The organism is Asanoa hainanensis (genome assembly GCF_900188485.1).
Taxonomy (GTDB): Bacteria; Actinomycetota; Actinomycetes; order Mycobacteriales; family Micromonosporaceae; genus Asanoa; species Asanoa hainanensis.
This window is the reverse complement of the sequence record NZ_FZPH01000020.1, coordinates 34037-56929: the sequence shown is the minus strand read 5'-3', so window position 1 is coordinate 56929 and position 22893 is coordinate 34037. Positions and strand designations below refer to the sequence as shown.

Annotated in this window: 23 protein-coding genes, 22 tRNA genes and 1 pseudogene; 33 read left to right on the top strand and 13 right to left on the bottom strand. The window is 70.9% G+C overall.

What is annotated here, in order from left to right; translation table 11 throughout:
- Window positions 1-53: 53 nt before the first annotated feature.
- Genes CHC05_RS34670 through CHC05_RS34660 form a run of 3 tightly spaced genes read right to left on the bottom strand, consistent with a single transcriptional unit; the run spans window position 54 to window position 2030 of the window.
- Window positions 54-818, bottom strand: coding sequence for a putative protein N(5)-glutamine methyltransferase (locus CHC05_RS34670; protein ID WP_089254855.1), 765 nt, complete (start codon window positions 816-818; stop codon window positions 54-56).
- Complete coding sequence (locus CHC05_RS34665) at window positions 811-1701, bottom strand: NAD(P)H-binding protein (protein ID WP_218824775.1); 891 nt, start codon at window positions 1699-1701, stop codon at window positions 811-813. The genes CHC05_RS34670 and CHC05_RS34665 overlap by 8 nt, the downstream gene beginning before the upstream one ends.
- On the bottom strand, window positions 1698-2030 hold the full coding sequence (locus CHC05_RS34660) for a TfoX/Sxy family protein (RefSeq protein WP_089254854.1): 333 nt from the start codon (window positions 2028-2030) through the stop codon (window positions 1698-1700). Before CHC05_RS34660 ends, CHC05_RS34665 begins: the two co-directional genes overlap by 4 nt.
- A gap of 73 nt (window positions 2031-2103) precedes the next feature.
- Here CHC05_RS34660 and CHC05_RS34655 point away from each other — a divergent pair, with 73 nt between their 5' ends.
- The gene (locus CHC05_RS34655) at window positions 2104-2982 is read left to right on the top strand and encodes a hypothetical protein (RefSeq protein ID WP_089254853.1); all 879 of its coding nucleotides are present in this window, start codon (window positions 2104-2106) and stop codon (window positions 2980-2982) included.
- 27 nt (window positions 2983-3009) lie between these two features.
- On the top strand, window positions 3010-3645 hold the full coding sequence (locus CHC05_RS34650) for an SRPBCC domain-containing protein (protein ID WP_089254852.1): 636 nt from the start codon (window positions 3010-3012) through the stop codon (window positions 3643-3645).
- Here the strand turns inward: CHC05_RS34650 and CHC05_RS34645 are convergent.
- A complete protein-coding gene (locus CHC05_RS34645) occupies window positions 3627-3887 on the bottom strand; it encodes a hypothetical protein (RefSeq protein WP_089254851.1) in 261 nt (86 codons plus the stop codon). The two genes, CHC05_RS34650 and CHC05_RS34645, sit on opposite strands and share 19 nt — an antisense overlap.
- A 165-nt stretch (window positions 3888-4052) precedes the next feature.
- Here CHC05_RS34645 and CHC05_RS34640 point away from each other — a divergent pair, with 165 nt between their 5' ends.
- On the top strand, window positions 4053-4865 hold the full coding sequence (locus tag CHC05_RS34640) for a helix-turn-helix domain-containing protein (protein WP_179266501.1): 813 nt from the start codon (window positions 4053-4055) through the stop codon (window positions 4863-4865).
- A gap of 83 nt (window positions 4866-4948) precedes the next feature.
- Window positions 4949-5764 (top strand): SAM-dependent methyltransferase, encoded by an 816-nt coding sequence (locus tag CHC05_RS34635; RefSeq protein ID WP_089254849.1) that lies wholly within the window; start codon window positions 4949-4951, stop codon window positions 5762-5764.
- A gap of 57 nt (window positions 5765-5821) precedes the next feature.
- Here CHC05_RS34635 and CHC05_RS34630 read toward each other — a convergent pair whose 3' ends face one another.
- Entirely contained in the window at window positions 5822-6004 is a 183-nt protein-coding gene (locus CHC05_RS34630; protein WP_245871370.1) for a DUF397 domain-containing protein, read from the bottom strand.
- A 396-nt stretch (window positions 6005-6400) separates the two neighbouring features.
- On the opposite strand from CHC05_RS34630, the gene CHC05_RS34625 reads away from it, so the two are divergent.
- Together CHC05_RS34625 and CHC05_RS34620 are read left to right on the top strand one after the other, a co-directional pair.
- Window positions 6401-6673, top strand: coding sequence for a hypothetical protein (locus tag CHC05_RS34625; RefSeq protein ID WP_144022901.1), 273 nt, complete (start codon window positions 6401-6403; stop codon window positions 6671-6673).
- Between the two features lie 72 nt (window positions 6674-6745).
- A complete protein-coding gene (locus CHC05_RS34620; protein ID WP_179266500.1) occupies window positions 6746-7405 on the top strand; it encodes a nucleotidyltransferase domain-containing protein in 660 nt (219 codons plus the stop codon).
- Here the strand turns inward: CHC05_RS34620 and CHC05_RS34615 are convergent.
- Window positions 7391-8062, bottom strand: a complete 672-nt coding sequence (locus tag CHC05_RS34615) for a response regulator (RefSeq protein WP_089254845.1) — start codon at window positions 8060-8062, stop codon at window positions 7391-7393. The two genes, CHC05_RS34620 and CHC05_RS34615, sit on opposite strands and share 15 nt — an antisense overlap.
- Window positions 8059-8847 carry a sensor histidine kinase gene (locus CHC05_RS34610; protein ID WP_089254844.1) on the bottom strand — a complete coding sequence of 263 codons (789 nt, stop codon included), beginning with the start codon at window positions 8845-8847 and terminating at the stop codon, window positions 8059-8061. Before CHC05_RS34610 ends, CHC05_RS34615 begins: the two co-directional genes overlap by 4 nt.
- A gap of 137 nt (window positions 8848-8984) precedes the next feature.
- Here CHC05_RS34610 and CHC05_RS34605 point away from each other — a divergent pair, with 137 nt between their 5' ends.
- From CHC05_RS34605 to CHC05_RS34575, 8 genes are all read left to right on the top strand, one after another.
- Window positions 8985-9668: an ABC transporter ATP-binding protein gene (locus CHC05_RS34605; RefSeq protein WP_089254843.1), complete on the top strand. Its 684-nt coding sequence runs from the start codon at window positions 8985-8987 to the stop codon at window positions 9666-9668.
- Window positions 9665-12007: an FtsX-like permease family protein gene (locus CHC05_RS34600; RefSeq protein ID WP_089254842.1), complete on the top strand. Its 2343-nt coding sequence runs from the start codon at window positions 9665-9667 to the stop codon at window positions 12005-12007. The genes CHC05_RS34605 and CHC05_RS34600 overlap by 4 nt, the downstream gene beginning before the upstream one ends.
- A 275-nt stretch (window positions 12008-12282) precedes the next feature.
- Window positions 12283-12355: transfer RNA gene (locus CHC05_RS34595), tRNA-Trp, on the top strand.
- 67 nt (window positions 12356-12422) lie between these two features.
- Window positions 12423-12496, top strand: a tRNA-Glu gene (locus tag CHC05_RS34590).
- A 41-nt stretch (window positions 12497-12537) separates the two neighbouring features.
- Window positions 12538-12610, top strand: a tRNA-Gly gene (locus tag CHC05_RS34585).
- Between the two features lie 38 nt (window positions 12611-12648).
- Window positions 12649-13089 carry an HNH endonuclease gene (locus tag CHC05_RS34580; RefSeq protein WP_089254841.1) on the top strand — a complete coding sequence of 147 codons (441 nt, stop codon included), beginning with the start codon at window positions 12649-12651 and terminating at the stop codon, window positions 13087-13089.
- A gap of 36 nt (window positions 13090-13125) precedes the next feature.
- Window positions 13126-13198 (top strand) — tRNA-Gln (locus CHC05_RS41840).
- 16 nt (window positions 13199-13214) lie between these two features.
- A tRNA-Thr gene (locus CHC05_RS34575) sits at window positions 13215-13288 on the top strand.
- A 130-nt stretch (window positions 13289-13418) separates the two neighbouring features.
- Here CHC05_RS34575 and CHC05_RS34570 read toward each other — a convergent pair.
- Window positions 13419-13844 carry a hypothetical protein gene (locus CHC05_RS34570; RefSeq protein WP_089254840.1) on the bottom strand — a complete coding sequence of 142 codons (426 nt, stop codon included), beginning with the start codon at window positions 13842-13844 and terminating at the stop codon, window positions 13419-13421.
- Window positions 13845-13979: 135 nt separating this feature from the next.
- On the opposite strand from CHC05_RS34570, the gene CHC05_RS34565 reads away from it, so the two are divergent.
- The 4 genes from CHC05_RS34565 to CHC05_RS41835 all read left to right on the top strand — a co-directional run bounded on the left by CHC05_RS34565 (window position 13980) and on the right by CHC05_RS41835 (window position 14307).
- Window positions 13980-14053, top strand: a tRNA-Leu gene (locus CHC05_RS34565).
- Between the two features lie 10 nt (window positions 14054-14063).
- Window positions 14064-14137: transfer RNA gene (locus CHC05_RS34560), tRNA-Arg, on the top strand.
- A 5-nt stretch (window positions 14138-14142) separates the two neighbouring features.
- Window positions 14143-14219 (top strand) — tRNA-Pro (locus tag CHC05_RS34555).
- Between the two features lies 1 nt (window position 14220).
- Window positions 14221-14307 (top strand) — tRNA-Ser (locus tag CHC05_RS41835).
- On the opposite strand, the gene CHC05_RS34550 is transcribed toward CHC05_RS41835, so the two are convergent.
- On the bottom strand, window positions 14273-14752 hold the full coding sequence (locus CHC05_RS34550; RefSeq protein ID WP_144022900.1) for an LAGLIDADG family homing endonuclease: 480 nt from the start codon (window positions 14750-14752) through the stop codon (window positions 14273-14275). The two genes, CHC05_RS41835 and CHC05_RS34550, sit on opposite strands and share 35 nt — an antisense overlap.
- A gap of 39 nt (window positions 14753-14791) precedes the next feature.
- Between CHC05_RS34550 and CHC05_RS34545 the strand changes: the two genes are divergently transcribed.
- The 13 genes from CHC05_RS34545 to CHC05_RS34495 all read left to right on the top strand — a co-directional run bounded on the left by CHC05_RS34545 (window position 14792) and on the right by CHC05_RS34495 (window position 17782).
- Window positions 14792-14869: transfer RNA gene (locus tag CHC05_RS34545), tRNA-Lys, on the top strand.
- A 31-nt stretch (window positions 14870-14900) separates the two neighbouring features.
- Window positions 14901-14973, top strand: a tRNA-Asn gene (locus CHC05_RS34540).
- Window positions 14974-14980: 7 nt separating this feature from the next.
- A tRNA-Val gene (locus CHC05_RS34535) sits at window positions 14981-15052 on the top strand.
- Window positions 15053-15054: 2 nt separating this feature from the next.
- Window positions 15055-15130: transfer RNA gene (locus CHC05_RS34530), tRNA-His, on the top strand.
- Window position 15131: 1 nt separating this feature from the next.
- Window positions 15132-15214, top strand: a tRNA-Tyr gene (locus tag CHC05_RS41830).
- A gap of 4 nt (window positions 15215-15218) precedes the next feature.
- Window positions 15219-15290: transfer RNA gene (locus CHC05_RS34525), tRNA-Arg, on the top strand.
- A 10-nt stretch (window positions 15291-15300) separates the two neighbouring features.
- Window positions 15301-15372 (top strand) — tRNA-Asp (locus CHC05_RS34520).
- A gap of 4 nt (window positions 15373-15376) precedes the next feature.
- A tRNA-Ser gene (locus CHC05_RS41825) sits at window positions 15377-15464 on the top strand.
- A gap of 7 nt (window positions 15465-15471) precedes the next feature.
- Window positions 15472-15546: transfer RNA gene (locus tag CHC05_RS34515), tRNA-Lys, on the top strand.
- Window positions 15547-15548: 2 nt separating this feature from the next.
- Window positions 15549-15627, top strand: a tRNA-Met gene (locus tag CHC05_RS34510).
- A 1-nt stretch (window position 15628) separates the two neighbouring features.
- A tRNA-Val gene (locus CHC05_RS34505) sits at window positions 15629-15702 on the top strand.
- Window positions 15703-15707: 5 nt separating this feature from the next.
- Window positions 15708-15783: transfer RNA gene (locus CHC05_RS34500), tRNA-Glu, on the top strand.
- 436 nt (window positions 15784-16219) lie between these two features.
- Window positions 16220-17782 (top strand): TROVE domain-containing protein, encoded by a 1563-nt coding sequence (locus CHC05_RS34495; protein ID WP_089254838.1) that lies wholly within the window; start codon window positions 16220-16222, stop codon window positions 17780-17782.
- Window positions 17783-17830: 48 nt separating this feature from the next.
- On the opposite strand, the gene CHC05_RS34490 is transcribed toward CHC05_RS34495, so the two are convergent.
- From CHC05_RS34490 to CHC05_RS34475, 3 genes are all read right to left on the bottom strand, one after another.
- Window positions 17831-18148: a hypothetical protein gene (locus CHC05_RS34490; protein ID WP_089254837.1), complete on the bottom strand. Its 318-nt coding sequence runs from the start codon at window positions 18146-18148 to the stop codon at window positions 17831-17833.
- Between the two features lie 204 nt (window positions 18149-18352).
- A tRNA-Arg gene (locus CHC05_RS34485) sits at window positions 18353-18428 on the bottom strand.
- A 674-nt stretch (window positions 18429-19102) separates the two neighbouring features.
- Entirely contained in the window at window positions 19103-20146 is a 1044-nt protein-coding gene (locus CHC05_RS34475) for an alpha/beta hydrolase (RefSeq protein ID WP_089254835.1), read from the bottom strand.
- Between the two features lie 178 nt (window positions 20147-20324).
- Here CHC05_RS34475 and ssb point away from each other — a divergent pair.
- Window positions 20325-20864: pseudogene (gene ssb, locus CHC05_RS34470) on the top strand (single-stranded DNA-binding protein); the annotation flags it as partial.
- Here ssb and CHC05_RS34465 read toward each other — a convergent pair.
- A complete protein-coding gene (locus CHC05_RS34465) occupies window positions 20789-21472 on the bottom strand; it encodes a TetR/AcrR family transcriptional regulator (protein ID WP_089254834.1) in 684 nt (227 codons plus the stop codon). The pseudogene ssb and the gene CHC05_RS34465 sit on opposite strands and share 76 nt — an antisense overlap.
- 47 nt (window positions 21473-21519) lie before the next feature.
- On the opposite strand from CHC05_RS34465, the gene CHC05_RS34460 reads away from it, so the two are divergent.
- The gene (locus CHC05_RS34460) at window positions 21520-22821 is read left to right on the top strand and encodes an NAD(P)/FAD-dependent oxidoreductase (protein WP_089254833.1); all 1302 of its coding nucleotides are present in this window, start codon (window positions 21520-21522) and stop codon (window positions 22819-22821) included.
- The last annotated feature ends 72 nt before the right edge of the window (window positions 22822-22893 follow it).

Sequence of the window (22893 nt, the reverse complement as noted above, 5' to 3'; positions counted from 1 at the left end):
TCTACCGAGCCCGGGGCCTCGGGCTGATCGGGTTTCCCACGCTGTGGTGGCGTTCACCCACGTCCCAAGATCACCGTGGCGTCCAGTTCGTCGTCGGAAACGACCTCCGGGGCCAGCCCGGCCGCGCTCAGCGCCGCCTTGGCGGAGTCGATCTGGTCGACGCCGATCTCGCTGAGCAGGGTGCCGCCCGGGCGCAGCCAGCCGGGCGCCCCGGCGGCCACCCGGCGCAGCACGTCGAGCCCGTCGGCACCGCCGTCGAGGGCGCGCAGCGGCTCGTAGTCGCGGGCCTCGGGCGGCAGCAGGCCGACGGCGCCGCTGGGCACGTACGGGACGTTGGCCACCAGCACGTCCACCCGCCCGCGCAGGGTCTGCGGCAGCGGCTCGAACAGGTCGCCGCGGTAGACGTGACCGCCGATCGGCGCCAGGTTCCGCCGGGCCACCTCGACGGCGGCGGGCTCGATGTCGGCCGCGTGCACCGACAGGCCCGGTACCCGGTCGGCCACCGCGGCGGCGATCGCACCCGAGCCGCAGGCCAGGTCGACGAGCACCTGGTCGGCGCGGATCGCCGCGGCGGCGAGCCGGACCAGCAGCTCGGTGCGGTGCCTCGGCACGAACACGCCGGGCCCGATGGCGACCCGCAGCCCGCAGAACTCGGCCCAGCCGACGACCTGCTCCAGGGGCACACCGCGGACCCGCTCGGCGACCAGCTCGGCCAGCCGCTCCGGGTCCGGCGCCGCGCCGATCAGCAGCCGCGCCTCGTCCTCGGCGAACACGCACCCCGCGGCCCGCAGCCGGGCCACGATCTCCCGCTCAGGCACGGGCGGCCCGGCGCAGCACCTCGGCGAAGTCGATCGGCGGGTGTCCGGCGATCCGCTCGACGTCGCCGCTCACCTCGGCCAGGTCGCCGTGGGCGATCGCCGTGTAGGTGCTCACCCACCCGTCGACCTGCCAGGCCGGAGCGCCGTAGTGGGCCCGCGACGCGTACGCCTCCTCGACCGTCTCCTCCGCGTACGAGCAGGGGCGGTTGAGCACCGCGGTCATCGTGGCCGCGGCCTCTTCCATGGTGATGGCGAAGGGCCCGGTCAGCGCGTACGCCTGGCCGGCGTGCCGCCCGGGCTCGCCGAGCACCGCGACCGCCACGTCGGCGACGTCGTCCCGGGCGACCGCCGCCACCCGCCCCTCGCCCGCCGGCCCACGGATCACCCCGTCGACCGCCAGGTCGGGCAGGAAGTCGAGGTAGAGGTTGTCACGCAGGACGGTGTGCGAGATGCCGCTCGCGTGGATGTGCTGCTCGGTCGCGTAGTGGTGGCGGCCGAGGGTGAAGGTCGAGTCCGGCGCGGCGCCCAGGAACGACGTGTAGACCAGGTGCCGCACGCCGGCCGCGATGGCCGCGTCGATGAACGTGAGGTGGTGCGTGACCCGGTAGACGCTCTCGGCGGCCGACACCATGAACAGGGTGTCCACGCCGGACAGCGCGGCCTCGGCGGCCGCGGCGTCGCCGTAGTCGGCCACCGCGACGGTCGCGCCGGGCAGCTTGGGCGCCCGGTCGGGGGAGCGGACCACGAGCCGCTGGGCCTGGCCGGCGTCCGCGAGCCGGCGGGCCACCCGGGAGCCCAGCTCACCGGTCGACCCGGTAACGGCCAGCACGCCCGGGCCCGGCGCCTGGCTGCGGCCGGCCTCGCGGGCCGGGGTCGCGCTCACTTGGCGGGCAGCGTGCGCGCGTACGCGACGCCCCGGCCGACCCAGTCGCGCAATGCCGCCTCGCTGGCCAGGCCGGCGGGGCCGACCACCACCCAACCGCCGGGACGCCGGCCGCCACCCATCTCGAACGGGGTGACGTGCGGCTCGGCCAGGGCCGCCTCGGTCGCTTCCTTGCCGACCCGCACCAGCAGGCCGTCGTCGCGTACGCCGCAGGCCATGTTCCCGTCGACCATGAAGATCAGGCTGCCGAACATCCGGCGCTCGTCGACCCCGGGGTCACCGGCGACGAGCTCCCGGACCTGGGTGGCCAGCCCTTCATCGCGCACCATGCCCCCGATCGTGCCACGCCCGAGAAATGACTTTGCCCGGAACGCGGCGGGCCTCCGGATCGTCAGAGGGGGTATGGGACGTTCGACCTGGGCGGCTGTGGCCGCCGCTCCGCTTCTGCTGCTGGCCTCCGCCTGCGGGGCCGCTGATGCCGCATCGCCGGCCCCGCCGGCCGCCGCGTCGTTGGGTGCCGACGAGGTGGCGTTGCGGGTCACCTACACCGGCGGTTTCGTGACGCCGCAGTCGATTCCGGGTCGGGTGCCGGCCGTGTCGGTCTACGGCGACGGCCGGGTGATCACCGAGGGTCCGGTGGCGGCGATCTACCCCGGTCCGGCGCTGCCCAACCTCCAGCAGGCCCGCATCTCCGAGGCCGACGTCGACGCGCTGGTCGACCGGGCGGTGGCGGCGGGCGTGGGCGCGGGCACCGACCTGGGCCAGCCCGGCGTCGCCGACGCGTCGACCACGCGGTTCGTGGTCACCACCGAGAACGGCGTCAAGCAGACCGACGCGTACGCCCTGGGGATGGCCGACGTCGGCGGCCTGCTGAGCCCTTCGCAGGCGGCGGCCCGCCAGAAGCTGGCCGACCTGCTGGCCGCCCTGCAGGACCTGCCGGCGACGCTCGGCACCGGCGCGGTCCGGGAGGAGGGCGCCTACCAGCCGAAGTCGGTCGCGGCCATCGCCACGCCCTACGTCAAGCCGGAACAGCCGCTCGAGCTCCAGCCGCCGGTGCCGGTCGACTGGCCCGGGCCGGCCCTGCCGGGCGACAAGCTCAACCCGAACGTCGACGTGGGCTGCGTGACCGCGACCGGCGACCAGGCGCAGGCGGTGCTCGCCGCGGCTGGCAAGGCCAACGCCGCCACGCCGTGGGCCTCCGGTGGCGAGCAGTGGTCGCTGCTGCTGCGCCCGGTGCTGCCCGACGAGAGCGACTGCGCGGACCTAGCCAAGCAAGGGTGACCCGTACGCCAAGATAAAGTGTCGAACATGGACTTTCTGGACGCGATCAAGGCCGCCACCCGTGAGGTGGGCCGGCAGAACCTCCCCGAGGGCCCGGCCCGCTCGGTGGTTCTGCGGCGCAGCCTTCCGGTGCCGGCCGACGACGTCTGGGACGCCCTGACCAACCCGGACCGCCTCGCCCGCTGGTTCCTGCCGATCACCGGCGACCTGCGGGCGGGCGGCCAGTTCCAGATGGAGGGCAACGCCGGCGGCCGGATCCTGCGCTGCGAGCGGCCGACCGAGCTGGTGCTCACCTGGATCTTCGGCGCCGACATCGCCACGACCACCGGCAGCGAGGTGCACGTGACGCTGTCGCCGGAGCCGGACGGCGGCACGGAGTTGTTGCTGCGCCACGTCGCGGTGGTCGACCCGGCCCTCTGGGAGCAGTACGGCCCGGGCGCCACCGGCGTCGGCTGGGACCTCGCGTTCCTCGGCCTCGGCCTGCACCTGTCGGGCGGCGGGCTCGACGACGCCGAGGGCTGGGAGGAGTCACCCGAGGCGCAGGCCTTCATGGTGGCCAGTGCCGAGAGCTGGGGCGCCGCTCAGCTCGCCGACGGCGCCACGCCGGAGGCCGTGACGGCCGCGGTCGCCAACACCATCGCCTTCTACGCCGCGGCGGACTGAGCCGCCGGCACACCGAACGGCGCGCGGTCGTCGCGGACGTCCGCCCAGACACCGCTGGCGTCGATGCGCCGCTGCGCCTCGCCGAGGTCGATGTCGTAGATATCGCAGAGCGCGCGGGCGGAGGGAAGCAGTTGCAGCCCGCCGTCGCGTAGCTGCCGCAGCACCACCGTTTCGGTGGCACCGGCCTTCGCTTCGGCGGATGCGTGCTGGACCAGGTCGGCATAGCCGGTAGGGAGCGGCATGACGGCAGTATCCCCCGATAGGGTGGCGCGCGCAGTACCCGTACCACCCGGATCGATCTCAGGGATTTGATCCTTCGGGTGGTGTAACTGGACTGGTACGGCTAGTAAGGTGTCGGCGTTGACATGAGAGGCGTCGCGGGGGCGCAGCGCACGGGAGGTCGGGAAGTGCCGGTCACTGGCCAGCGGGTGGTGCGGCGTGCCCTGGGGCGACGTCTGACCAAACTGCGCGTCGCCAACGGCAAGTCGCGCCGTGAGGTAGCCGAGGCGAAGCTCGGCATCTCCGAGCCGACGCTGCACCGCATCGAGACCGGCAAGGTCCCGGTCACCGGCGCCAACGTCCGCGCGCTGTGCTGGCTCTACGGCGCCGACCAGAGCGTCACCGACGCGCTCGCGGAGCTCGCCCTCGGCACGTCGCGCGAAGAGTGGTGGGACGGCAGCCCGGTCATCCCCGACTGGTTCAAGCTCTACGTCGGTCTGGAGGCCAGCGCCTCGAAGATCTGCACCTACGACGGCGAGATCATCCCGGGCGAGCTGCAGACGGAGCAGTACGCGCTGGCCGTGTTCGGCGCCGAACAGCCCCGCGACGACGAGGCGGTGCACCGGCACGTGAAGCTGCGGATGCAGCGGCAGCGCGCACTGCTGGCCCGGGCGCCCCAACTGGTCACCGTGCTGGGCGAGGGCGCGCTGACGCGCCCGGTCGGCGGCAAGACCGTGCTCGACGGCCAGATCGAGCACCTGCGGCGCACCGCCAAGCGCGACAACGTCGAGATCCGGGTGCTGCCATTCACGGTCGGCGCGCACGCGGCGATGGCCGGCGCGTTCCGCATCCTCGACTTCGACGACCCGGACGACCCAGACGTCGTCTACCTCGAGTCCCACGTCGGCGCCCTCTACCTCGAGGAGGAGCACGAGGTCGCCGAATACCGCAGGGTCTTCGACCTGGTCTCCCGCGCGTCGGTGCCGCTCGAGAACTTCTGATCCGTCCCGGGGTGACCTTGGCCCGCGTCCTCGTGCATAGTGGACGCGTCAGCTTGTCGACCTTGAACCCTGGGGAGGGATTCGTGGCCGGTGTTGCGAACGATGGCAATTCCAAACCCGCGACGGCGGCTCGGATCTACGACTTCCACCTAGGCGGGACACACAACTTCACCGCCGACCGCGAAGCGGCCATGGCGATCACCAAGATGTTCCCGTTCGTGCCCTTGCTCGCCCGCAACAACCGGGCCTTCCTGCGGCGCGCGGTGCGGCACCTGGCGAGCCAGGGCATCACCCAGTTCCTCGACGTCGGCTCCGGCATCCCGACCGAGGGCAACGTCCACGAGATCGCGCAGGAGATCGTCCCCGAGGCGCGGGTCGTCTACGTCGACATCGACCCGGTGGCCGTGTCGGAGAGCCTCGACCTGCTGGCCGGCAACCACAACGCGACGGCGATCCGGGCGGACCTGCGCGACCCGCAGTCCATCCTGGACAACCCGCAGGTCCGCAAGATCATCGACTTCGACCAGCCGGTCGGTCTGCTGATGGTGGCCGTGCTGCACTTCGTCGCCGACGACGAGGTGGCGAGCCAGTCGGTGCGCGAGCTGCTGGCGCCGCTGTCGGAGGGCAGCTACCTGGTCATCTCGCACGGCTCCGCCGAGGGCATGCAGCGGGACCTGACCAACCTCGACGACGCCCAGGCCGTCTACAAGCGCGACACGGCGACGCCGTTCGTGCTGCGGTCCAAGGCTCAGGTGGCGACCTACTTCGAGGGGCTCGAGCTGGTCGAGCCGGGTGTCGTGTGGCTGCCCGAGTGGCGCCCCGGCGCCGACGACCCGCAGGACTTCACCGACCGTCCCACCGAGAGCGGCGGCGTGTGCGCCGTGGGCATCCTGCGCTGATCCGACGTCACGTGCGCCGGGCCGGTCTGACCGGCCCGGCGCTCTGTTGTTTCCGGCTCAGTCCGCCAGCAGCTGGTCGAACTCGCCGCGCCTGGCTCCGAAGAGGAACGAGTCCCACTCCTCGGTGGTGAACCGCACCAGGCCACCCGACCGGTTCTTGCTGTTGCGCACCTCGATCCAGCCTTCGTGGCGGCGCGCCTCGACGCAGCTGCCACCGTTGCCTGTGGATCGGCTGGACATGATCCATCCCGTGCTGTCCGGCATGGGGTTAGTCCCTTCTGGTCATTTGACGTGGAAACTGGCGCCCACCACGGTTTCCGGCGAACCGGACACCCACTCGGTCGAAACTCAGAAGTTGCTCTCGGTAGTCGAAGATCGGCACCGTGTGCCCCTTTCGCGCTTCCGTCGCTGCACTTGCTCCTGGTAGAGACCGATATTGGGTTTACGGCTCGCGGCTTGCTTCTTTCACCATGAAACCGTGGCGTACAAAGCGTAACTGAAACCCGCGCCGATGGATGTCCTCAGGATGTTAAAGATCGCCGTGAAATCTTGCACGCTGATGAGCCGGCTGCGATGCTCATGGGCACCACCCCATCGCGCCCCCCCAGCACCGACATCGCGACGGAGATGATCCACATGGCTGCGCCGCTGCTCGACCCCAACCTCCGCATGGAAGCCCCGACCGTTCCCAGCGATGGTTTTCAGCCCGGCACGTGGGTCTGGGTGCACACACTGGGCAGTTGGCGTCCCGGGATCGTGCTGCACTCGTCGCCGCACGCGGCGACCGTGCGCTACCGGCCGGCGCAGGGGCGGGGCACCAGCGTCGACACCGTGACGAGCCACTCGCTGGCCCCGCGCAAGGACGAGGACCCGTTCCTCGACAACGCGCCGCTGTCGGCACTGCGCTGAGCCTGCCTTCGTCCACATAGGAGTAGATGCGCTGGGCCGCGTTCTGGTTGCATCGTCCGGGGAAAAATCACAGTGTCGGTCCTGCTCCTGGGTGTCATCGGATCCACCGCGTACGGTCTCGCGGGTCCCGACTCCGACGTCGACCGGCTGGGTGTCTTCGCGGTGCCGACCGTCGAGCTGCACGGCCTGCAGCCGCCGCCTGAGAGCGTCGTTAGCGCCGAACCCGACGTCACGCTGCACGAGGCCGCCAAGTTCTGCCGGCTGGCGCTGGCCGGCAACCCCACCGTCACCGAGCTGCTGTGGCTGCCGTCGCGGCTCTACGAGGTCTGTTCGCCGCTGGGTGTCGAGCTGATCGCCCTGCGCGGCGGGTTCCTGTCCGCCCGCCGGGTGCGCGACGCGTACCTCGGCTACGCGACCAGGCAGTTCCGGCTCCTGGCCAACCGCGGCGGCGACTACGACCCGCGGGTCGCCAAGCACGCGCGGCACCTGATGCGGCTCTGCCACCAGGGCCTGCACGCCTACCGGACCGGCGAGATCCAGGTCGAGCTCGACGACCCGCGGGCGTTCCTCGACTTCGGGGAGCGGGTCGCGGCCGGCGACCTGGGCGCCGCCCGCGCGATGCTGGCCGACCACGAGGCCGGCTTCGCGGCCGCCACGACGCCGCTGCCGGACGCGCCGGACGTAGCCCCGGTCGAGGCCTGGCTCCGCCGCGTACGCCTAGCTTTCCTCTGAGCCGGGCGTCACCAGGCCCGTCTCGTAGGCCAGTACCACCGCCTGCGCGCGGTCGCGCAGGGCCAGCTTCGCGAAGATGCGCGCGACGTGTGTCTTCACCGTCGCCTCGCTCAACGTCAGCGCTCGTGCGAGCTCCGTGTTGGACATTCCCCGGCCCAGCAGGGTCAGCACCTCGCGCTCGCGCGGCGTCAGCGCCGACAGGTCCTGGTGTACCCGCGGCGTGCCTAGGCGGTCCTCGACCGCGAACCGCTGCACCAGCCGCCGGGTGATCGACGGCGCGAGCAGGGCGTCGCCCGTGTCGACCAGGCGCACCGCGGCGGCCAGGTGGTCGGCGGTGACGTCCTTGAGCAGGAAGCCGCTGGCGCCGATCGAGAGCGCCGCGTAGACGTACCGGTCGAGGTCGAAGGTGGTCAGCATCAGCACCCGGCATCCGGTCTGCTCGTCCAGGATGTGCCGGGTCGCGTCGAGCCCGTTCATCGTGGGCATCCGGATATCCATCAGCACGACGTCCGGTCGCAACCGCCGCGTCTCCGCCACCGCCTCGGCGCCGTCGCCGGCCTCGCCGACCACGTCGATGCCGCGGGCGGTCAGGATCAGCCGGAAGCCGGTGCGGATCAGCTCCTGGTCGTCGGCGATCACCACCCGGGGCGCGGTCACGGTCCCTCCACAGGGATGCGCGCCCGCACCCGGAAGCCGCCACCGAGCCTTCGTCGCGCGTCGAGGTCGCCGCCGTACACCGCGACCCGCTGTTTGAGGCCCAGCAACCCGCGCCCGGCGCCGTTCGGGTCGGCCGGCGCGGGCCCGGCACCGGTCAGCACGCTCGGGCCGCTGGTCAGCACCTCGACGCGCAGCGAACGCTCGGCGTACCGGACGGTCACCTCGGCCTTGCCGGCCGCGCCGTGCTTGAGCGCGTTGGTCAACGCCTCCTGCACGATCCGGTACGCGGTGACGTCGACACCCGACGGCAGCGGTCGTGGCTCGCCTGCGATCCGCACCTCCACCGGCAGGCCCGCGAACGCGATCCGGTCGACCAGCGGGCTGAGCCGGCTCAGGCTTGGCTGCGGTGCGTCCTCCTCCGCACCGTCCGCGGCCGGTGCCAGCAGTCCGAGCAGATGCCGCAGCTCCGTCATCGTGGTGCGGCCGGCGGTCTCGACCGCTTCCAGCGCCGCCCCGGCGTCGTCGGGCAGCGTCGTCAGCACCTCGCGGGCGGCGGTCGCCTGCACGATCATCAGGCTCACGTTGTGGCTGACGATGTCGTGCAGCTCTCGCGCGATCCGGGCGCGCTCCTCCTCGACGGCCGCCCGGGCCGCGCTCTCCCGCTCGCGTTCGAGCAGCCAGCCCCGTTCCTCCAGGGCGCTTCGGTGCCGGCGGCGGGCGCGCAGCCACGCCACACCCAGGCCCGCGGCGATCCCGCCCGCGAGCACAGCGACCAGCCAACCCACGGGTCCACGATGGCAGACGGCGGGCCTGGTCGCGTCATCCGCGAGGTCCAGCCGCCTACATCCCGGGGATGACGGTGGTCCTGGGTTGCATCCCGTGGCCGACGCTCTGCGGGCCTCGTGCTGGCTACCTTGCTGCCATGACCACAGTCGTGCGGTTGGAGAACGTCCGCAAAGAGTACGGAGACACGACCGCGCTGGACGGGGTGTCGCTGTCGGTGTCGGCCGGCGAGGCGGTGGCGGTGATGGGCCCCTCGGGGTGTGGCAAGTCCACCATGCTCAACATGATCGCCGGCCTGGACCGCCCGACGTCCGGCTCCGTCCGCGTCCACGACGAGGAGCTCGGCCGGCTCAACGAGACGAAGCTGGCCCTGTTCCGCCGACACCGGATCGGCATGATCTTCCAGTTCTTCAACCTCCTCGACGACCTGCCGGCGCTCGACAACGTCGCGCTGGCCGCCCAGCTCACCGGCAGCCGGGTCGGCGTGGCCCGGCAGCGGGCCCTGGAGCTGCTCGACGAGCTCGGCATCGCCGACCGCCGCAACGTCTATCCGGCGGCGCTCAGCGGCGGCGAGCGCCAACGGGTGGCGGTGGCCCGCGCCCTGATGAACCGGCCGGCGCTGCTGCTCGCCGACGAACCGACCGGCGCCCTCGACAGCCGCGCCGGCGAGCAGGTGATGGACCTGCTGCTGGACCTCAACCAGATCGGCCAGACCCTGCTGATCGTCACCCACGACGAGCGCCTCGCCACCCGCTGCGCGAGCCGCGTCGTCGAGCTCGCCGACGGCCGCGTCACCCACGAGCGCACCCTGGAACGGGCATGAGTTCCGTGTGGAGGGCCGCGCGCGCGGCGGTGCGGCGGCGCAGGATGCAGACGTTCGTTATCGGGCTCGTGGTGTTGCTGTCGACCACCACGATCGTGGTCGCGTTGGCCCTGCTGGCGGCGACGTCGGCGCCGTTCGACAAGGCCTTCGCCCGGCAGGCCGGGCCGCACGCCGTCGCGCTGTTCGATCCGGCTGCCAGCCCTCCTTCGCAGGGACCCGGCGTGGCCGCGGCGGCGGGGCCGTTCGGCCAGGTCGAGCTCGAGTCCACCGACAGCGTCCGGTTCGGGCCGCAGGGTCCGCTGACCGTCGTCGGCCGGGCCGATCCCGGCGGCCCGGTGGACAAGCTCGACCTCTGGCAGGGGCGCTGGCCGTCCGCACCGGGCGAGATCGTCCTCAACGAGCCGGTCCACGACCTGGACCGGATGCCGCCCCGGTCGACCTCGGTGACCCTGGGCGGGCATCCGTTCACGATCGTCGGCCTGGCGCACAGCCTGGTCGGGTCGGCCGACGCCTGGGTCACTCCCGCGCAGGTCGCCGCGCTGCGACCCACCGCGACGCAGATGCTCTACCGGTTCACCGGCGACGTGTCGACCGAGGCGGCCGTCGAGGCCTCGCTCGCCACCGCCACCGCCGGGCTGCCACTGACCGCTTCGCAGACCTACCTCGTGGTCAAGGAGCAGATCTCCGCGGACGTCGGCGTGTACGTGCCGTTCCTCGCCACCTTCGGCGTACTCGGACTGGTCGTCGGTGTCGTGATCGTCGGCAACGTGGTCAGTGGCGCGGTCGTCTCCGGCTACCGCCACATCGGCATCCTCAAGGCACTCGGCTTCACGCCCCGCCAGGTCGTCGCCGTCTACCTGATGATGGTGTCGGTGCCGGCCGTCGTCGGCTGCGTCCTCGGCAGCGTCGCCGGCTCACTGGCCGCCCAACCGCTGCTGTCGGAAGGTTTCGAGGGGCTCGGGCTCGACGTCGGCATCGGTGTCGGACCGTGGATCTGGCTCGCCGGGCTCGTCGGGGTGCCCGCCACGGTGGTGCTCGCCGCGCTCGTGCCGGCCGTCCGCGCGCACCGCCTCTCGGCGGCCGAGGCCATCAGCGCAGGCAGCGCGCCCCGGCAGGGACGTGGCACGCGGATCCAACACCGGCTCGCCGGGGTACGGCTGCCCCGCTCGGTCTCCCTCGGGCTCGGACTGCCGTTCGCCCGGCCCGGCCGCACCGCGTTCACCGTCGCGGCCGTCCTGCTCGGCGTGACCACCGTGACCTTCGCGACCGGGCTCGCCGACACCCTCGTGCGGATCTCCACGATCGAGGACACGGCGGCCGGGCAGATCGGCGTACAACCGTCGAACGGTCTCTTCCGCGTCGCGCCCGACAACGCGCCGCCGCCCGCGGGGCCGCCGGCCACCACCACCCGCACCGACGAGCAGGTCGAGGAGCTGCTCCGTGGCCTGCCGGACGCCGCGCGGGTGACGGCCATCCACCGCCTCCCCGTGTCCGCGGTCGGGCAGACCGAGCCGCTGCCCGTGAACTTCTTGCGCGGCGACTACTCCGCCATGGGGTACGAAGCGGAGCTCACCGCCGGGCGCTGGATGGCCGGGCCGGCGGAGACCGTGGTGCCGACGGAGGTCATGCGCGGCCGGGGACTGGCTCTCGGCGACCGGATCACCCTGCGGCTCGGCGGCGGGCAGGCGGTGCTGACGGTCGTCGGCGAGACGATGGACGGTCCGCAGGGGCCGCCCGCCCTGTTCGTGGACTGGAGCGTGCTCGCCACGATGGCGCCGGACCGGGTGGTCGCGCCGTGGGACGTCTACTACCAGGTCCAGCTCGTGCCGGGCGGGGACATCGCGAGGTACGTCACGGCGGTCACCGCCGCCGACCCGGCGATCGACGCGTGGAACAACGCGCAGCTCAGCGACTTCCTGGTCACCGTCGTCAGCTTCTCGTCGGTGCTGTCGCTGCTGCTGTCCACCGTGGCGGCGCTCGGTGTCTTCAACACGGTCGTGCTCAACGTCCGCGAGCGGCGCCGCGACCTCGGCACGCTCAAGTCGATCGGGATGACGCCGCGCCAGGTGGTCGCGATGGTGCTGACGTCGATGGCCCTCGTCGGTGTCGTCGGTGGCGTGCTGGGCATCCCGGTCGGTATGCTGGCCCATCGCTTCGTCGTGCCGTTGGCCGCGGAGTCCGCCCGGGTGTCCCTTCCGCTTTCTGTGATGGACGTCTGGCACGCGCCGACGCTGGCCCTGCTGGGCCTGGCCGGAGTGGTGATCGCGCTGCTCGGAGCCCTGGTGCCAGCGCGTGGTGCGGCCCGGTTGACCATCGCCTCCGTACTCCACAACGAATGATCCTCGTTATTCTGTTGCCCTTGGCGGATCACGCGCTCTACCTTTGATACAGACAACGACGAACGAGGAGAAACCGAGATGTTGAGGCAGCGAGTTTCGCGACCGCAGTGGCACACGCCGCGCGGCATCGCGGCCATGCCCAACACCGGGCTATCCGATCACCTGAAGCTCAGCGAGCACTCGGCCTATGCGGGTCGGTGGCTGACGTAGCGCTCTTCACCAAGCGCTGACGCCGCCCACCCGCAAGGGACCGGGCGGCGTTTTCGTTTATCCATAGGGGCGTGGCGCAACTGGTAGCGCACCGGCCTCCAAATCCGGTTGTTGCAGGTTCGAGTCCTGTCGCCCCTGCTTTCCTACCGTACCCATGGGCACGGTTGGGTTTGTGATTTGAAAATTCCACAGTGGATGGCATTTCGGGCCGTTGGAGCAGCTGGCTAGCTCGTCGCGTTCTCAGCGCGAAGATCAGGGGTTCGAGCCCCCTACGGCCCACAAATCGCTCACTCAGGAAGCGATTCCACGTTGTTTCGCATGCGGATGTAGCGCAGTTGGTAGCGCGGCACCTTGCCAAGGTGCAGGTCGCCGGTTCGATCCCGGTCATCCGCTCTTTGTTTGTTGGTTCTCGCATATGAAAGGAGGATCCGGTGGACGTGCTGGTCATCAACGCCGACCTCGGCCCGCTCCACCGGGTCAGTCTCAGGCACGCCGTGCGGATGCTGGTCCGCCAGGTCGCCGAGGTCCACGAGTCGCGGCCCGACAGCCTGATCGGCGTCTACCCGGTGCCGACGGTCGTGCGGCTCGTGCGCTATGTGGTCACCCGCTGGCGCTACACGGCCGTGCCGACCTGGTCCCGCTCCGGCGTGCTGGTCCGCGACGGCCGGGCCTGCGGCTACTGCGGCGGGCACGCGAGCACCGTCGACCACGTCCTGCCCCGCTCGCGCGGCGGCCGGAACACCTGGTCCAACACCATCGCGGCCTGTGAAGGCTGCAACCAGCGCAAGGGCGACCGCACCCCGGCCGAAGCCGGGATGACGCTGCGGTCCGAGCCGGCGACCCCGTCGTGGGCGTCACTCACCCGGCGCTGACCGCGGCCGGCGGAGCTCCCGCCGCCGGCCGCACCATGGGAGCTGATGTAACCCGGCAGCATGGTTGCCTCTGAAGCAGCTCGTCCAGGTTCGAATCCTGGGCTCCCAGCTTTGCCCTCGTGCTTGCCGCCGTAGCTCAGTTGGTAGCAGCGCCGCTCTCGTAAAGCGGAGGTCCCCGGTTCGAACCCGGGTGGCGGCTCTTGTGTCTGGGGTGGGTGCAGGTGCACAGCGTTGCCTTGCAAGCTTCGCGTGCGCGGTTCGATACCGCGTCACTCCACGTGGGCCGGGCCGCCCTTCGCCGGCGGCCCGGCCTCCGGAAAGAGGTGCGGTTACGGCACCACACCTTGCCTGAGGGTCCCGCAGTTCGTCGGCTGGCTGTTCGGTACCGACCCGTTGCGCAAGCAGGCCTTCATGGTGAAGTGGGTGCCGCGGCTGAGCGGGTAGTCGACGGTCACGCAGCTGCCGCTGCCACCCGTGGCCTCGAGGTTGATTCCTTGTCCGCCGTACCAGAACTCGACCCGCGCCCGCAGTCCGTCCGCCGGGCCGAGGTCACACACGGTGAGCTCCGGGTAGTAGTTCCCGACGCCGGTGTAGTAAGCCGACGCGTAGCCGCCCTTGGAGCTCTTGGTCGACGTCGCGTTGTAAGCCCAGTCGGCAAAAGCCGCACCGGGCGCGACGACGAGGCCGCCGGCGGCCAACGCCAGCGCCAGCAACGTGCGGCCGGTCCACCGTACGACCGATCTGTTGCCCTTCATGCTCGACCACCCCCTGAAAATGACGACCCGCCTGGCCGTCATCGACGATGGTCGAGCCCGGGGTTCGATGAAGTCCACAGTGCACGAACACTCTCGAACATCTTCGTACACGCTCGAACGCTCGTGTACGTCAATGCCCGCGTAGCCCAATTGGCAGAGGCGCCTGGTTCAGGACCAGGAGGGTAGGGGTTCGAATCCCTTGGCGGGTACGGGTAACACGCCCACGTAGCTCATCTGGAGAGAGCGCCGGCCTACGAAGCCGGAGGCAGCAGGTTCGAGTCCTGCCGCGGGCACACAACGGGCTGTGGCGCAGTTTGGTAGCGCGCTGCTTTCGGGAAGCAGAGGTCGTCGGTTCAAATCCGGCCAGCCCGACCAAGGAGGAGCCAGCCGACAGATGGCGCCGGCCACCGTCTCGAAAACGGTTGAGGTCAGACCTGTGGCGGTTCGACCCCGCCCTCCTCCGCGAATGCCCGCCGCCGTTGACTTCCCCGGCCAGCGCCGATCGCCATGAAACGTGCCTCGAACGCTTCCTTTCGAGCGCGGGCATCGGGAGTGTAGTAGCCGTTTCGACGCGTCACGTGCTTGTACTCGTTGGCGAGCAACGTCGCCCTGTCGACCTTGACTGCGCATCGCATGTACGGCAGCACGTCGGCAATCAGCGCAAGAACCTTGTCGCTGCCGTAGAGGCGCCAGGTCCACGCCTGAAGATGGTGATCCTTGGCCTTTTTCTTGACGACGAGTCCGCCACCATAGAGGCGACTTAGCTCCTGAAGGATCTCGATATCGGTGCTGTCGACCACGATGAGTGGTTTTCGATAAGCCTTGCTCGCTGCGTACCCATGGAGAGTGACGCACCCGTCGCCGTCGAGAATACCCGCTACCCACGCCTTTTCGACCTCGGAAGGCATGTCCACATTCTACCGTCGCATGGCCGACGACAATGTCCCGTCCTGTTAGCTCAGCCTGGTAGAGCGGTGGGCTCTTAACCCACGTCGTCGGCGGTTCGAATCCGTCACGGGACACCATCACCACGCGGCGGGCGCACGCACGCCGCAGTTCCCCGTAGCTCAATCGGCGGAGCAGGCGACTGTTAATCGCAAGGCTGCTGGTTCGAATCCAGCCGGGGAAGCGACAATGCCCGGGTAGCTCAGCGGGAGAGCACTGCTTTCACACAGCAGGGGCCCCTGGTTCGATCCCAGGTCCGGGCTCGGTGTTCGTGGTGTACGGGTGTGCACGCCGGATTGTGGTTCCGGAAGGCGAGGGTTCGAGTCCCTGCGTTCACCCCAGGAGAGCGCGCCACCGATGGTGAGGTGGGGCTGGCTGTAACCCAGTTGCCTTCGGGCTCAGGGGTTCGAATCCCTCCGCTCTCACGATGCCCTCGTAGCTCAGCGGAAGAGCGCGGCTCTCCGAAGGCCGAGGCCGCTGGTTCGAATCCAGCCGGGGGCACGTCGGTCTTGCCCTGTTAGCTCAATGGAGGAGCGTCCGTCTGTCGAACGGAAGGCCGCCGGTTCGATCCCGGTACGGGGCGCAATGGAGAGTCCGCCATCGGTGGGGCAAGCGAGTTGCTAACTCGTGGGCGGGGTGACTCGTCGGCCGGTTCGACTCCGGCACTCTCCGCCACTGCCCTGTTCCGTTAGCTCAGCCTGGTCAGAGCGGCGGCCTCTTAAGCCGCGCGTCGGGGGTTCGAATCCCTCACGGAACACTTGCGGGATAGAGGAGCTCGGTCGTCCTCGCTGGCCTCATAAGCCTGAGATCGCGGGTTCGAATCCCGCTCCCGCTACCACGTCCCGGTAGCTCAGCCTGGTGGAGCACCTGCTCGACGCGCAGGGGGTCGGGGGTTCGAAGCCCTCCCGGGACACGCACGGCGCGGTGGACGAAATAGGTAGAGTCGCCCGGTTTTCACCCGGGACATGTGCGGGTTCGAGTCCCGTCCGCGCTGCTTCATGCCATCCACTGTGGAAACACTGCGCAGGGGGACGTTGGCTGTCCAGCCGCCGCTCATAACGGCGGTCCGCCCGGTTCGACACCGGGGCCTGCGACGGGTGGGGCCATCCGGTCCCGCTGCGAACGCACCTCCCCGGTGCGCGGGCGACGGCTACTTCTCCGTAACGCGACCCTGTAAAGGTCGGCGGGTTCAAGTCCCGCTAACGCCGTCGCCGATCTGATCTCGGGGAGCACAACTTCAGATGGGGTGCCCGGTGCGCAGGTTCGGAGTTCTTCCGCTGCTAACGGGGTGGTTGCGGGTTCGAGTCCCGTCGTCGGCTCTGGGCCGGCGTAGCTCAATCGGTAGAGCACCTAATGTTCGCCGGACCGACTTGATCTCGGGCACCCCCCATCTGGACGTGGCTCCTTCTCGGGCGGAGGGACCCAAACCTATGGCGAAGTTCAACACGCGTACGGCGCCCGGTTCGAGCCCGGTCCGGACCGCGACCACGCCGACCGGGCGGACGTACGAGGGCGGTCCGGGTTTCGCCCGTGACCAGAAGTCCGAGCTCTTCCTGCTCGCCGTGACCAACATGGTCGGCGAGGCCACGTTCTACGAGTCGGCGGGTGACCGCGACAGCCGCTTCGCGCGGCTCGTCCGCGACGTGGCCGTCGCGGACCCGGCCTGGGTGGCCGGCTTCCTCGGCTGGCTGCGCTCCGACGCGAACCTGCGTTCCGCGTCGCTGGTCGGCGCGCTCGAGGCGACCCGCGCGCTGGTCGACGCCGGCGTGCCGGGCGGTCGTCAGCTCGTCGCCGCGGTGCTGAAGCGGGCGGACGAGCCGGGCGAGGCCCTGGCGTACTGGACGTCCCGCTACGGCCGCGCCATCCCGAAGCCGGTCAAGCGCGGGATCGCCGACGCGATCGCACGGCTCTACACGGAGTACGGGCTCCTCAAGTACGACACCGCCAGCAAGGGCTTCCGGTTCGCCGACGCCATCGACCTCGTCCACCCGGTGCCGGCCGCGCCCTGGCAGGGTGACCTGTTCCAGGTCGCGCTGGAGCGGCGCCACAACCGCGACGAGGTACGCCGGGAGTCGCTGCCGATGCTGACCGCGAACGGTGAGATCCGGCAGGCCGCGGCCACCGACCCGCGCGTGCTGCTCGACGCCGACCGGCTGCGGGCCGCGGGCATGACGTGGGAGGACGTGCTGTCGCTGGCCGGCGACCGCCTCGACAAGGCCGCGCTGTGGTCCGCGCTCGTTCCGGGCATGGGCTACACGGCACTGCTGCGGAACCTGCGCAACCTCGACCAGGCGGGGGTCTCCGACGCGGTCGCGGGCGTCGTGGCCGCGCGGCTGGCCGACCCGACCCAGGTCTCGGCGTCGCGGCAGCTTCCGATGCGGTTCCTGTCCGCCTACCGGGCGGCGCCGTCGCTGCGGTGGGCGTACCCGCTCGAGCAGGCGATCGGACACTCGCTCGCGTCGGTGCCTGCGCTCCCGGGGCGCACGTTGGTGCTGGTCGACACGTCGTACTCGATGAACGCCGGTTTCAGCAAGGACGGCACGCTGCGGCGTTGGGATGCCGCGGTCATCTTCGGCGTCGCGCTCGCCCAGCGGTGCGCGGCCGCCGACGTGGTCTCGTTCTCCACGTCGACGAAGGTGTTCCCGCTCGTCGCGGGAGAGTCGTTGCTGCGGTCGATCGAGCGGTGGAAGGCCGGCGGGTTCTTCCTGGGCGACGGCACGGACACCTCCGGCGCGCTGCGGCGGCACTTCGCCCGCCACGACCGGGTCGTGGTGGTCACCGACGAGCAGGCGGCGGCCGGCGGCAGCGTCGACCGCGCGGTCCCGGCGTCGGTGCCGATGTTCACGTGGAACCTGGCCGGCTACCGGATGGGGCACGCGCCGTCCGGGTCGGGCAACCGGCACACCTTCGGCGGCCTGACCGATCAGGCGTTCCGGATGATTCCGCTGCTTTCGGCCGGTCGCGACGCCGACTGGCTGTGGCTGGTGGGCTGAGCGGTGGTCCGGCGGCCACGGACGCACCGTGGCCGCCGGACGCGTCACTCACCAGGGATGGTGGTGGTTGCCGTGCGGGCCGCACTCGCGGAAGAAGCCGTTCTGGTGGGGCTGGATGTGCGGGCCGCTGTCGCGGCACAGGATGATCCGGATCCGGTTGACGCCGCCGACCAGGTTGGTGTCGCCCAGCGGGAACGTCTCCCTGGCCGTACCCTCGCGTGCCCAGATGCCCTTCTGGCTGATCTTCCTGTCGCCGGCGAACGCCGCGAACTCGGCGTAGGTCCAGACCCACTGCTCCGGTGTCCAGTCGTCCACCTCGGCCGCGACCGAAACCGTGCGGTTGTACCAGGAGATCTGTCCGCCCACGTACGCCGTGTCGGAAGGTCATGTGTCTCCTCTGCGATCGTCGACGAAGCGTTCGCTGACCCACGTACGCCGTGCGGCGGATCCGACAGCTTCGTGTCGCTTTTCGCACGACCTGACGGGTCGAGAGGAGGTTGTGGATCGCCCGGCCGATGTTGGTCAAGCTGGACGGCTGCCGCCGGCAGCGGACGACCCGACGTGGGCCGATGGTGCGCTCGGCAGGATTCGAACCTGCGACCCTGGGCTTAGAAGACCCCTGCTCTATCCACTGAGCTACGAGCGCCTGGCGGATGTCGCACCCTGTGTCGGTCGAATTGACGGACAGCCAGGGCGTGACGATCTCGCTTGCACATATTAGGTTTCCACGCGTGCAGGTGACGAGCACCCGCTTTCTACCGCTCCTGGTGTCGACCGCTGATCGCTCGGTCGACGAGGGGCACGTGCTCGACGAGTTCACGGAGGGTATCGCCGTCGCCTACTCGTTCGGTCCTCCGTTCGGGGAAAGATTGGTCAGCTGGTCGGATCTTGATCGGATGGCGATCAACCGGCGCACGCTGCGGCGGGTGGCCATCGACCACCTCTACGACAACTTGCGCAGGGCGCAGATCCACGGCCGGCCACCGGCGCTGATGCTCTCCTTCGAGGGACTCGAGTCGAGCGTGCTGCTGGCCGAGGAGTTCTGGGACGAGATCGCGCCGCGCGTACCCGGTGAGTTGGTCGTCGGGGTTCCGGCCCGGGATGTTGTGATCATCACGGGCAGTGAGTCGCCGCCGGGGCTCAACAAGGCGCGCCGGGCGATCGAGCGGGTTTTCATGGCCGGCGACCAGCATCCGATCAGCCGTGAGCTGCTGGTGTGGCGGCAGGGGGAGTGGCAGCCGCTGCTGGCCGGGCGACGGCCCGGGCCACGACCGCCGGAGCTGGGCTGGAACCGCGCTGCCGCGACTGGGCCGCGACCGGTCAGCTCGGCACCTGATCCGGCGCCGCCCCGGTGGCAGCCGCCGCGCCAGCGCCCCGAACCTGACTATCCAGATCCGGACTATCGGCGCCAACCGCCGGACCCCCGTCAGTGGGAGTCACGTACGCGTCGATCCAACGGCCCACCTCGGTGAACAGCTGCTCCCGGGGCTTGGGCCCGGAGAGCGTGAGGTCGTGGAGGCCGCCGTCGATGCGGACCAGGGTGACGTGCTGGCCGAGGCGCGGCGCGTAGCGGACGATGTGCTCGACGTCGAGGACGGCATCGGCCACGTTGATGCTTTCGTGCCATTTCGCGCCGCGGAACGTGCGGGTCGAGCAGGCCACCAGCACCGGTGCGGGGATCTCGAGGCCGGCCCAGAGCTGGCGGTGCGCGGAGCGGATCGCACCGACCCAGCCCGCGTAGATCGGGAAAGCCTCGATCGGCTTCCAGGCCAGGTTGTAGTCCCACTCGCCGCGGTAGTTGATGTGCAGGCTCTGCCCATAAAGGCTTTCCAGGCCACGGGGTACGGCTCGGCGCGGGCGGCGGCGGCCCAGCCGGGCGACGCCGGCGAGCGCCGGGCCGCGCATCAGCCAGGGCATGTTGAACTCGAAGAACGGACTGTTCAAGAAGAGACCATCGATCATTTTTCGGTCACGCCGGGCATGTGCCCACAGCGACGCGACCAGGCCGCCGGTGGAGTGGCCGTTGACCAGCAGCGTGTCGGCGCCGATCAGCTCGGCGGCGATGTCGAGCTCGGTGAAGTACTCGCTGAGGTCGGTGGTGAAGTTCGGTGTCTGGTGCGGCAGCAGGCTGCGGCCGTAGCGCCGCAGGTCGATGGCGTGGAAGTCCCAGCCGCGGTCGACGTAGAAGTCGGCGAGATGGGTCTGGAAGAAGTAGTCGACGAAGCCGTGCACGTAGAGGACGGCACGGCCGGTCGAGCGCTCGGCGCGCCGGCTGACCAGCGTCGCGACCAGCGGTCCCTCGTCGTCGTGACCGAGGTCGATGACCCGGCGCTCGTACGGTTCGCCGAGGACGTCTATCTCCACGTCTGTTGCCACGTCCCGAATTTACCGCTCCTGTAGCACATCTGAACTTGATCGTTCGGTTTTCCACAGCCGGCCGGTTATCCACAGCCGTCAGTCCGCCCGTGGCGCGTCGCCCCGCGTTTCGCGACGCTGGTGCTCCGAGTCGACTCGCCCGCTGTTCCGCCTTCTTGTGGAGATGATGATGTTCGATACTTATGTGACGCTTGTCGGCAACGTGCTGACCGCGCCCGAGTGGCGCCGCACGACCAAGACCAACACGCTCGTGGCCAGCTTCCGGGTCGCGTCGACGGCGCGCCGATTCGACCGCGACAACGACCGCTGGGTCGACGGCAACAGCCTTCGGGTCCGGGTGACCTGCTGGCGACGGCTCGCGGAGGGCATCGCGTCCTCGGTGATGACCGGCGACCCGGTCGTCGTGGTCGGCCGCCTCTACACCCGCGACTGGTCTGACGGCGAGGGCAACAACCGCACGTCGTACGAGGTGGAGGCGGTGGCGATCGGCCATGACCTGTCGCGGGGCAAGGCGCGGTTCGTGCGCACCCGGGGCGCCGGCGCGACCAGTGAGCTCGACGACGACGAGGGCGCGCTGCGGGCCCGCGGCGAGCCGACCGAGGAGGTCGCCGACGACGACGTGCCCGCCCGCTACGGCGACAGCGCCGAGCTGTTCGACGATTCGGAGTTGGCCGACCTGCCCGCACCCACGCCCGAGGAGGAGTCGGTGTCGGCCTGACCGGTGCTGTTGGCCGCCGGCCCGCCGCTGTCCGCGTTGCCCAGCACGGCGGCCAACACCGTGCCCAGGTAGGCCTCGAGCGCGGCGCCCTGCGGCACCGCCTCCGGGATGCGCACGACGAGCTGGATGTGGCCGATGTACGTGGCGTAGGCGAACAGGGCCCGGCGGTCGGCCTCGGCGGGCTCGAAGCCGAGCGTGACGAGCTGCGTGGCGATGTAGGCGGTCCGCCGGGCCACGGCCCGGCGCATCGCCGGCGCCACCGCCGGGTGGTCGGCCGCCGCGTGCAGGTGCACCTCGACCGGCGCCCGCTCGGAGGCCGTCACCGCGACGAACAGTGCGCGCAGGCGGGCGGCCGGGTCGGGCTCGGCGTCGACGGTGCGCAGGATCGCGTCGGTGTACGTCTCGTCCCAGCTGCCGAGGGCGGCCTCGAGCAGGGCGTCCCGGTTGGCGAAGTGCCAGTAGAAGCTGCCCTTGGTGGTGCCGAGCCGGGCGGCGAGCGGCTCGACGGCCACGCCGGCCAGGCCCTGCTCGCCGATCGCGGTCAACGCCGCGGCGGTCCAGTCATCGCGTCCAAGACGGGGTTTACGCACAGCCATACGCTACCGTATGGTTCCTCCATACGGTTCCGTATGGAGGAGGCCTCATGGACCATGACGTGATCGTCGTCGGCACCCGGGCAGCCGGTGCCGCGACCGCGATGCTGCTGGCCCGGGCCGGGCTGCGCGTGCTGGCCGTCGACCGCGCGCGCTTCCCGAGCGACACCCTCTCGACGCACCAGGTGCAGGTGCCCGGCATCGCCCGACTGCGGCGGTGGGGCGTGCTCGACCGGATCGCCGCGGTGACGCCGGCGGTGCCGACGGTCCGGGTCGACGCGGGCCGGCCGGCGGTGCTGCACGGGCGCTACCCGACGGTCGACGGTGTCGACGCGCTCTACGGGCCGCGCCGCACCGTGCTCGACGCGGCCCTGGCCGACGCCGCCCGGGAGGCGGGCGCCGAGGTCCGCGAAGGCTTCGCGGTGGAAGAACTAACCCGCGACGCCGAAGGCCGGGTAACCGGCATCGGCGGCAGAGAACGCGGGGAGGGGAGGGGGAGGGGCCCCTCTGCTGGCCGCACCACCGAGACGGCCCCGCTCGTGATCGGTGCCGACGGTAAGCGGTCCACGATCGCCGAGGCGGTCGGAGCGCGGGCCTACCACGTGCGGCCGCCGGTGACGTTCGCCTGCTACACCTACTGGTCGGGGGTCGACCTGCCGGTCGGCGAGATCCACGTCCGGCCCGGGCTGACCGTCCCGGCGTTCCCCACCAACGACGGGCTCGTGATGGTCGCGCTGTTCGCGCCGCTGGCCGACTTCGACCGGTTCCGGGCCGATCCGGGGGCGAGCTACCAGGCCGTGCTCGACCGCTGCGGCGGCGACCTCGGCGAGCGCGTCCGGGCCGGGGTGCGGGCCGAGCCGTTCCGGCTGGCGCCGGACGTGCCGAACGGGTTCCGCGCGGCGCACGGCCCCGGGTGGGCACTGGTCGGCGACGCCGGCGTGGTGATGGACCCGGTCGCCGGTCAGGGCATCAGCAACGCCTTCCGGGATGCCGAGCTTCTTGCCGCGGCGATCGTGCGGGGGCTCGGGCCTGGCGGCCGGCTCGACGACGCGCTCGCTGGCTATCAGCGGGACCGCGACGCGGCCGCGCTGCCGATCTACTCGATGACCAGGTCGCTGGCGACGCTGCGGGTGTCGGCCGCGCAGCGGCTGCTGCTGGCCGCGATCGCCGACGATCCGGCCGAGACCACCCGGTTCCTCGCCGTGCTGGCGGGGGCCGAACGCTACGACGACTATCTGCGTGCCGGGAACGTGCTCGGCCGGCTCGGCGCGGGAGCGAAACGCCGGCTGTGCCGTGGGCCGGCGCGGGTCGCGGCCGCGGACCAGCCGGGAGCGGCGCAGATGTCTGGGTGATCGGTACGGCCCGGGCCAACCGGTCGGGGTCTGGACAACCAGGGCGCACCGCCAGGGTGACCAGGCCGGACG

Excerpts from the sequence above, each read along its gene's own strand:
- CHC05_RS34660 (WP_089254854.1), bottom strand. The coding sequence starts at position 2,030 with ATGGTGCGCGATGAAGGGCTGGCCACCCAGGTCCGGGAGCTCGTCGCC.
- CHC05_RS34655 (WP_089254853.1), top strand. The coding sequence starts at position 2,104 with ATGGGACGTTCGACCTGGGCGGCTGTGGCCGCCGCTCCGCTTCTGCTG.
- CHC05_RS34650 (WP_089254852.1), top strand. The coding sequence starts at position 3,010 with ATGGACTTTCTGGACGCGATCAAGGCCGCCACCCGTGAGGTGGGCCGG.
- CHC05_RS34645 (WP_089254851.1), bottom strand. The coding sequence starts at position 3,887 with ATGCCGCTCCCTACCGGCTATGCCGACCTGGTCCAGCACGCATCCGCC.
- CHC05_RS34630 (WP_245871370.1), bottom strand. The coding sequence starts at position 6,004 with ATGTCCAGCCGATCCACAGGCAACGGTGGCAGCTGCGTCGAGGCGCGC.
- CHC05_RS34625 (WP_144022901.1), top strand. The coding sequence starts at position 6,401 with ATGGCTGCGCCGCTGCTCGACCCCAACCTCCGCATGGAAGCCCCGACC.
- CHC05_RS34605 (WP_089254843.1), top strand. The coding sequence starts at position 8,985 with ATGACCACAGTCGTGCGGTTGGAGAACGTCCGCAAAGAGTACGGAGAC.
- CHC05_RS34600 (WP_089254842.1), top strand. The coding sequence starts at position 9,665 with ATGAGTTCCGTGTGGAGGGCCGCGCGCGCGGCGGTGCGGCGGCGCAGG.
- CHC05_RS34570 (WP_089254840.1), bottom strand. The coding sequence starts at position 13,844 with ATGAAGGGCAACAGATCGGTCGTACGGTGGACCGGCCGCACGTTGCTG.
- CHC05_RS34550 (WP_144022900.1), bottom strand. The coding sequence starts at position 14,752 with ATGCCTTCCGAGGTCGAAAAGGCGTGGGTAGCGGGTATTCTCGACGGC.
- CHC05_RS34495 (WP_089254838.1), top strand. The coding sequence starts at position 16,220 with ATGGCGAAGTTCAACACGCGTACGGCGCCCGGTTCGAGCCCGGTCCGG.
- CHC05_RS34465 (WP_089254834.1), bottom strand. The coding sequence starts at position 21,472 with ATGGCTGTGCGTAAACCCCGTCTTGGACGCGATGACTGGACCGCCGCG.
- CHC05_RS34460 (WP_089254833.1), top strand. The coding sequence starts at position 21,520 with ATGGACCATGACGTGATCGTCGTCGGCACCCGGGCAGCCGGTGCCGCG.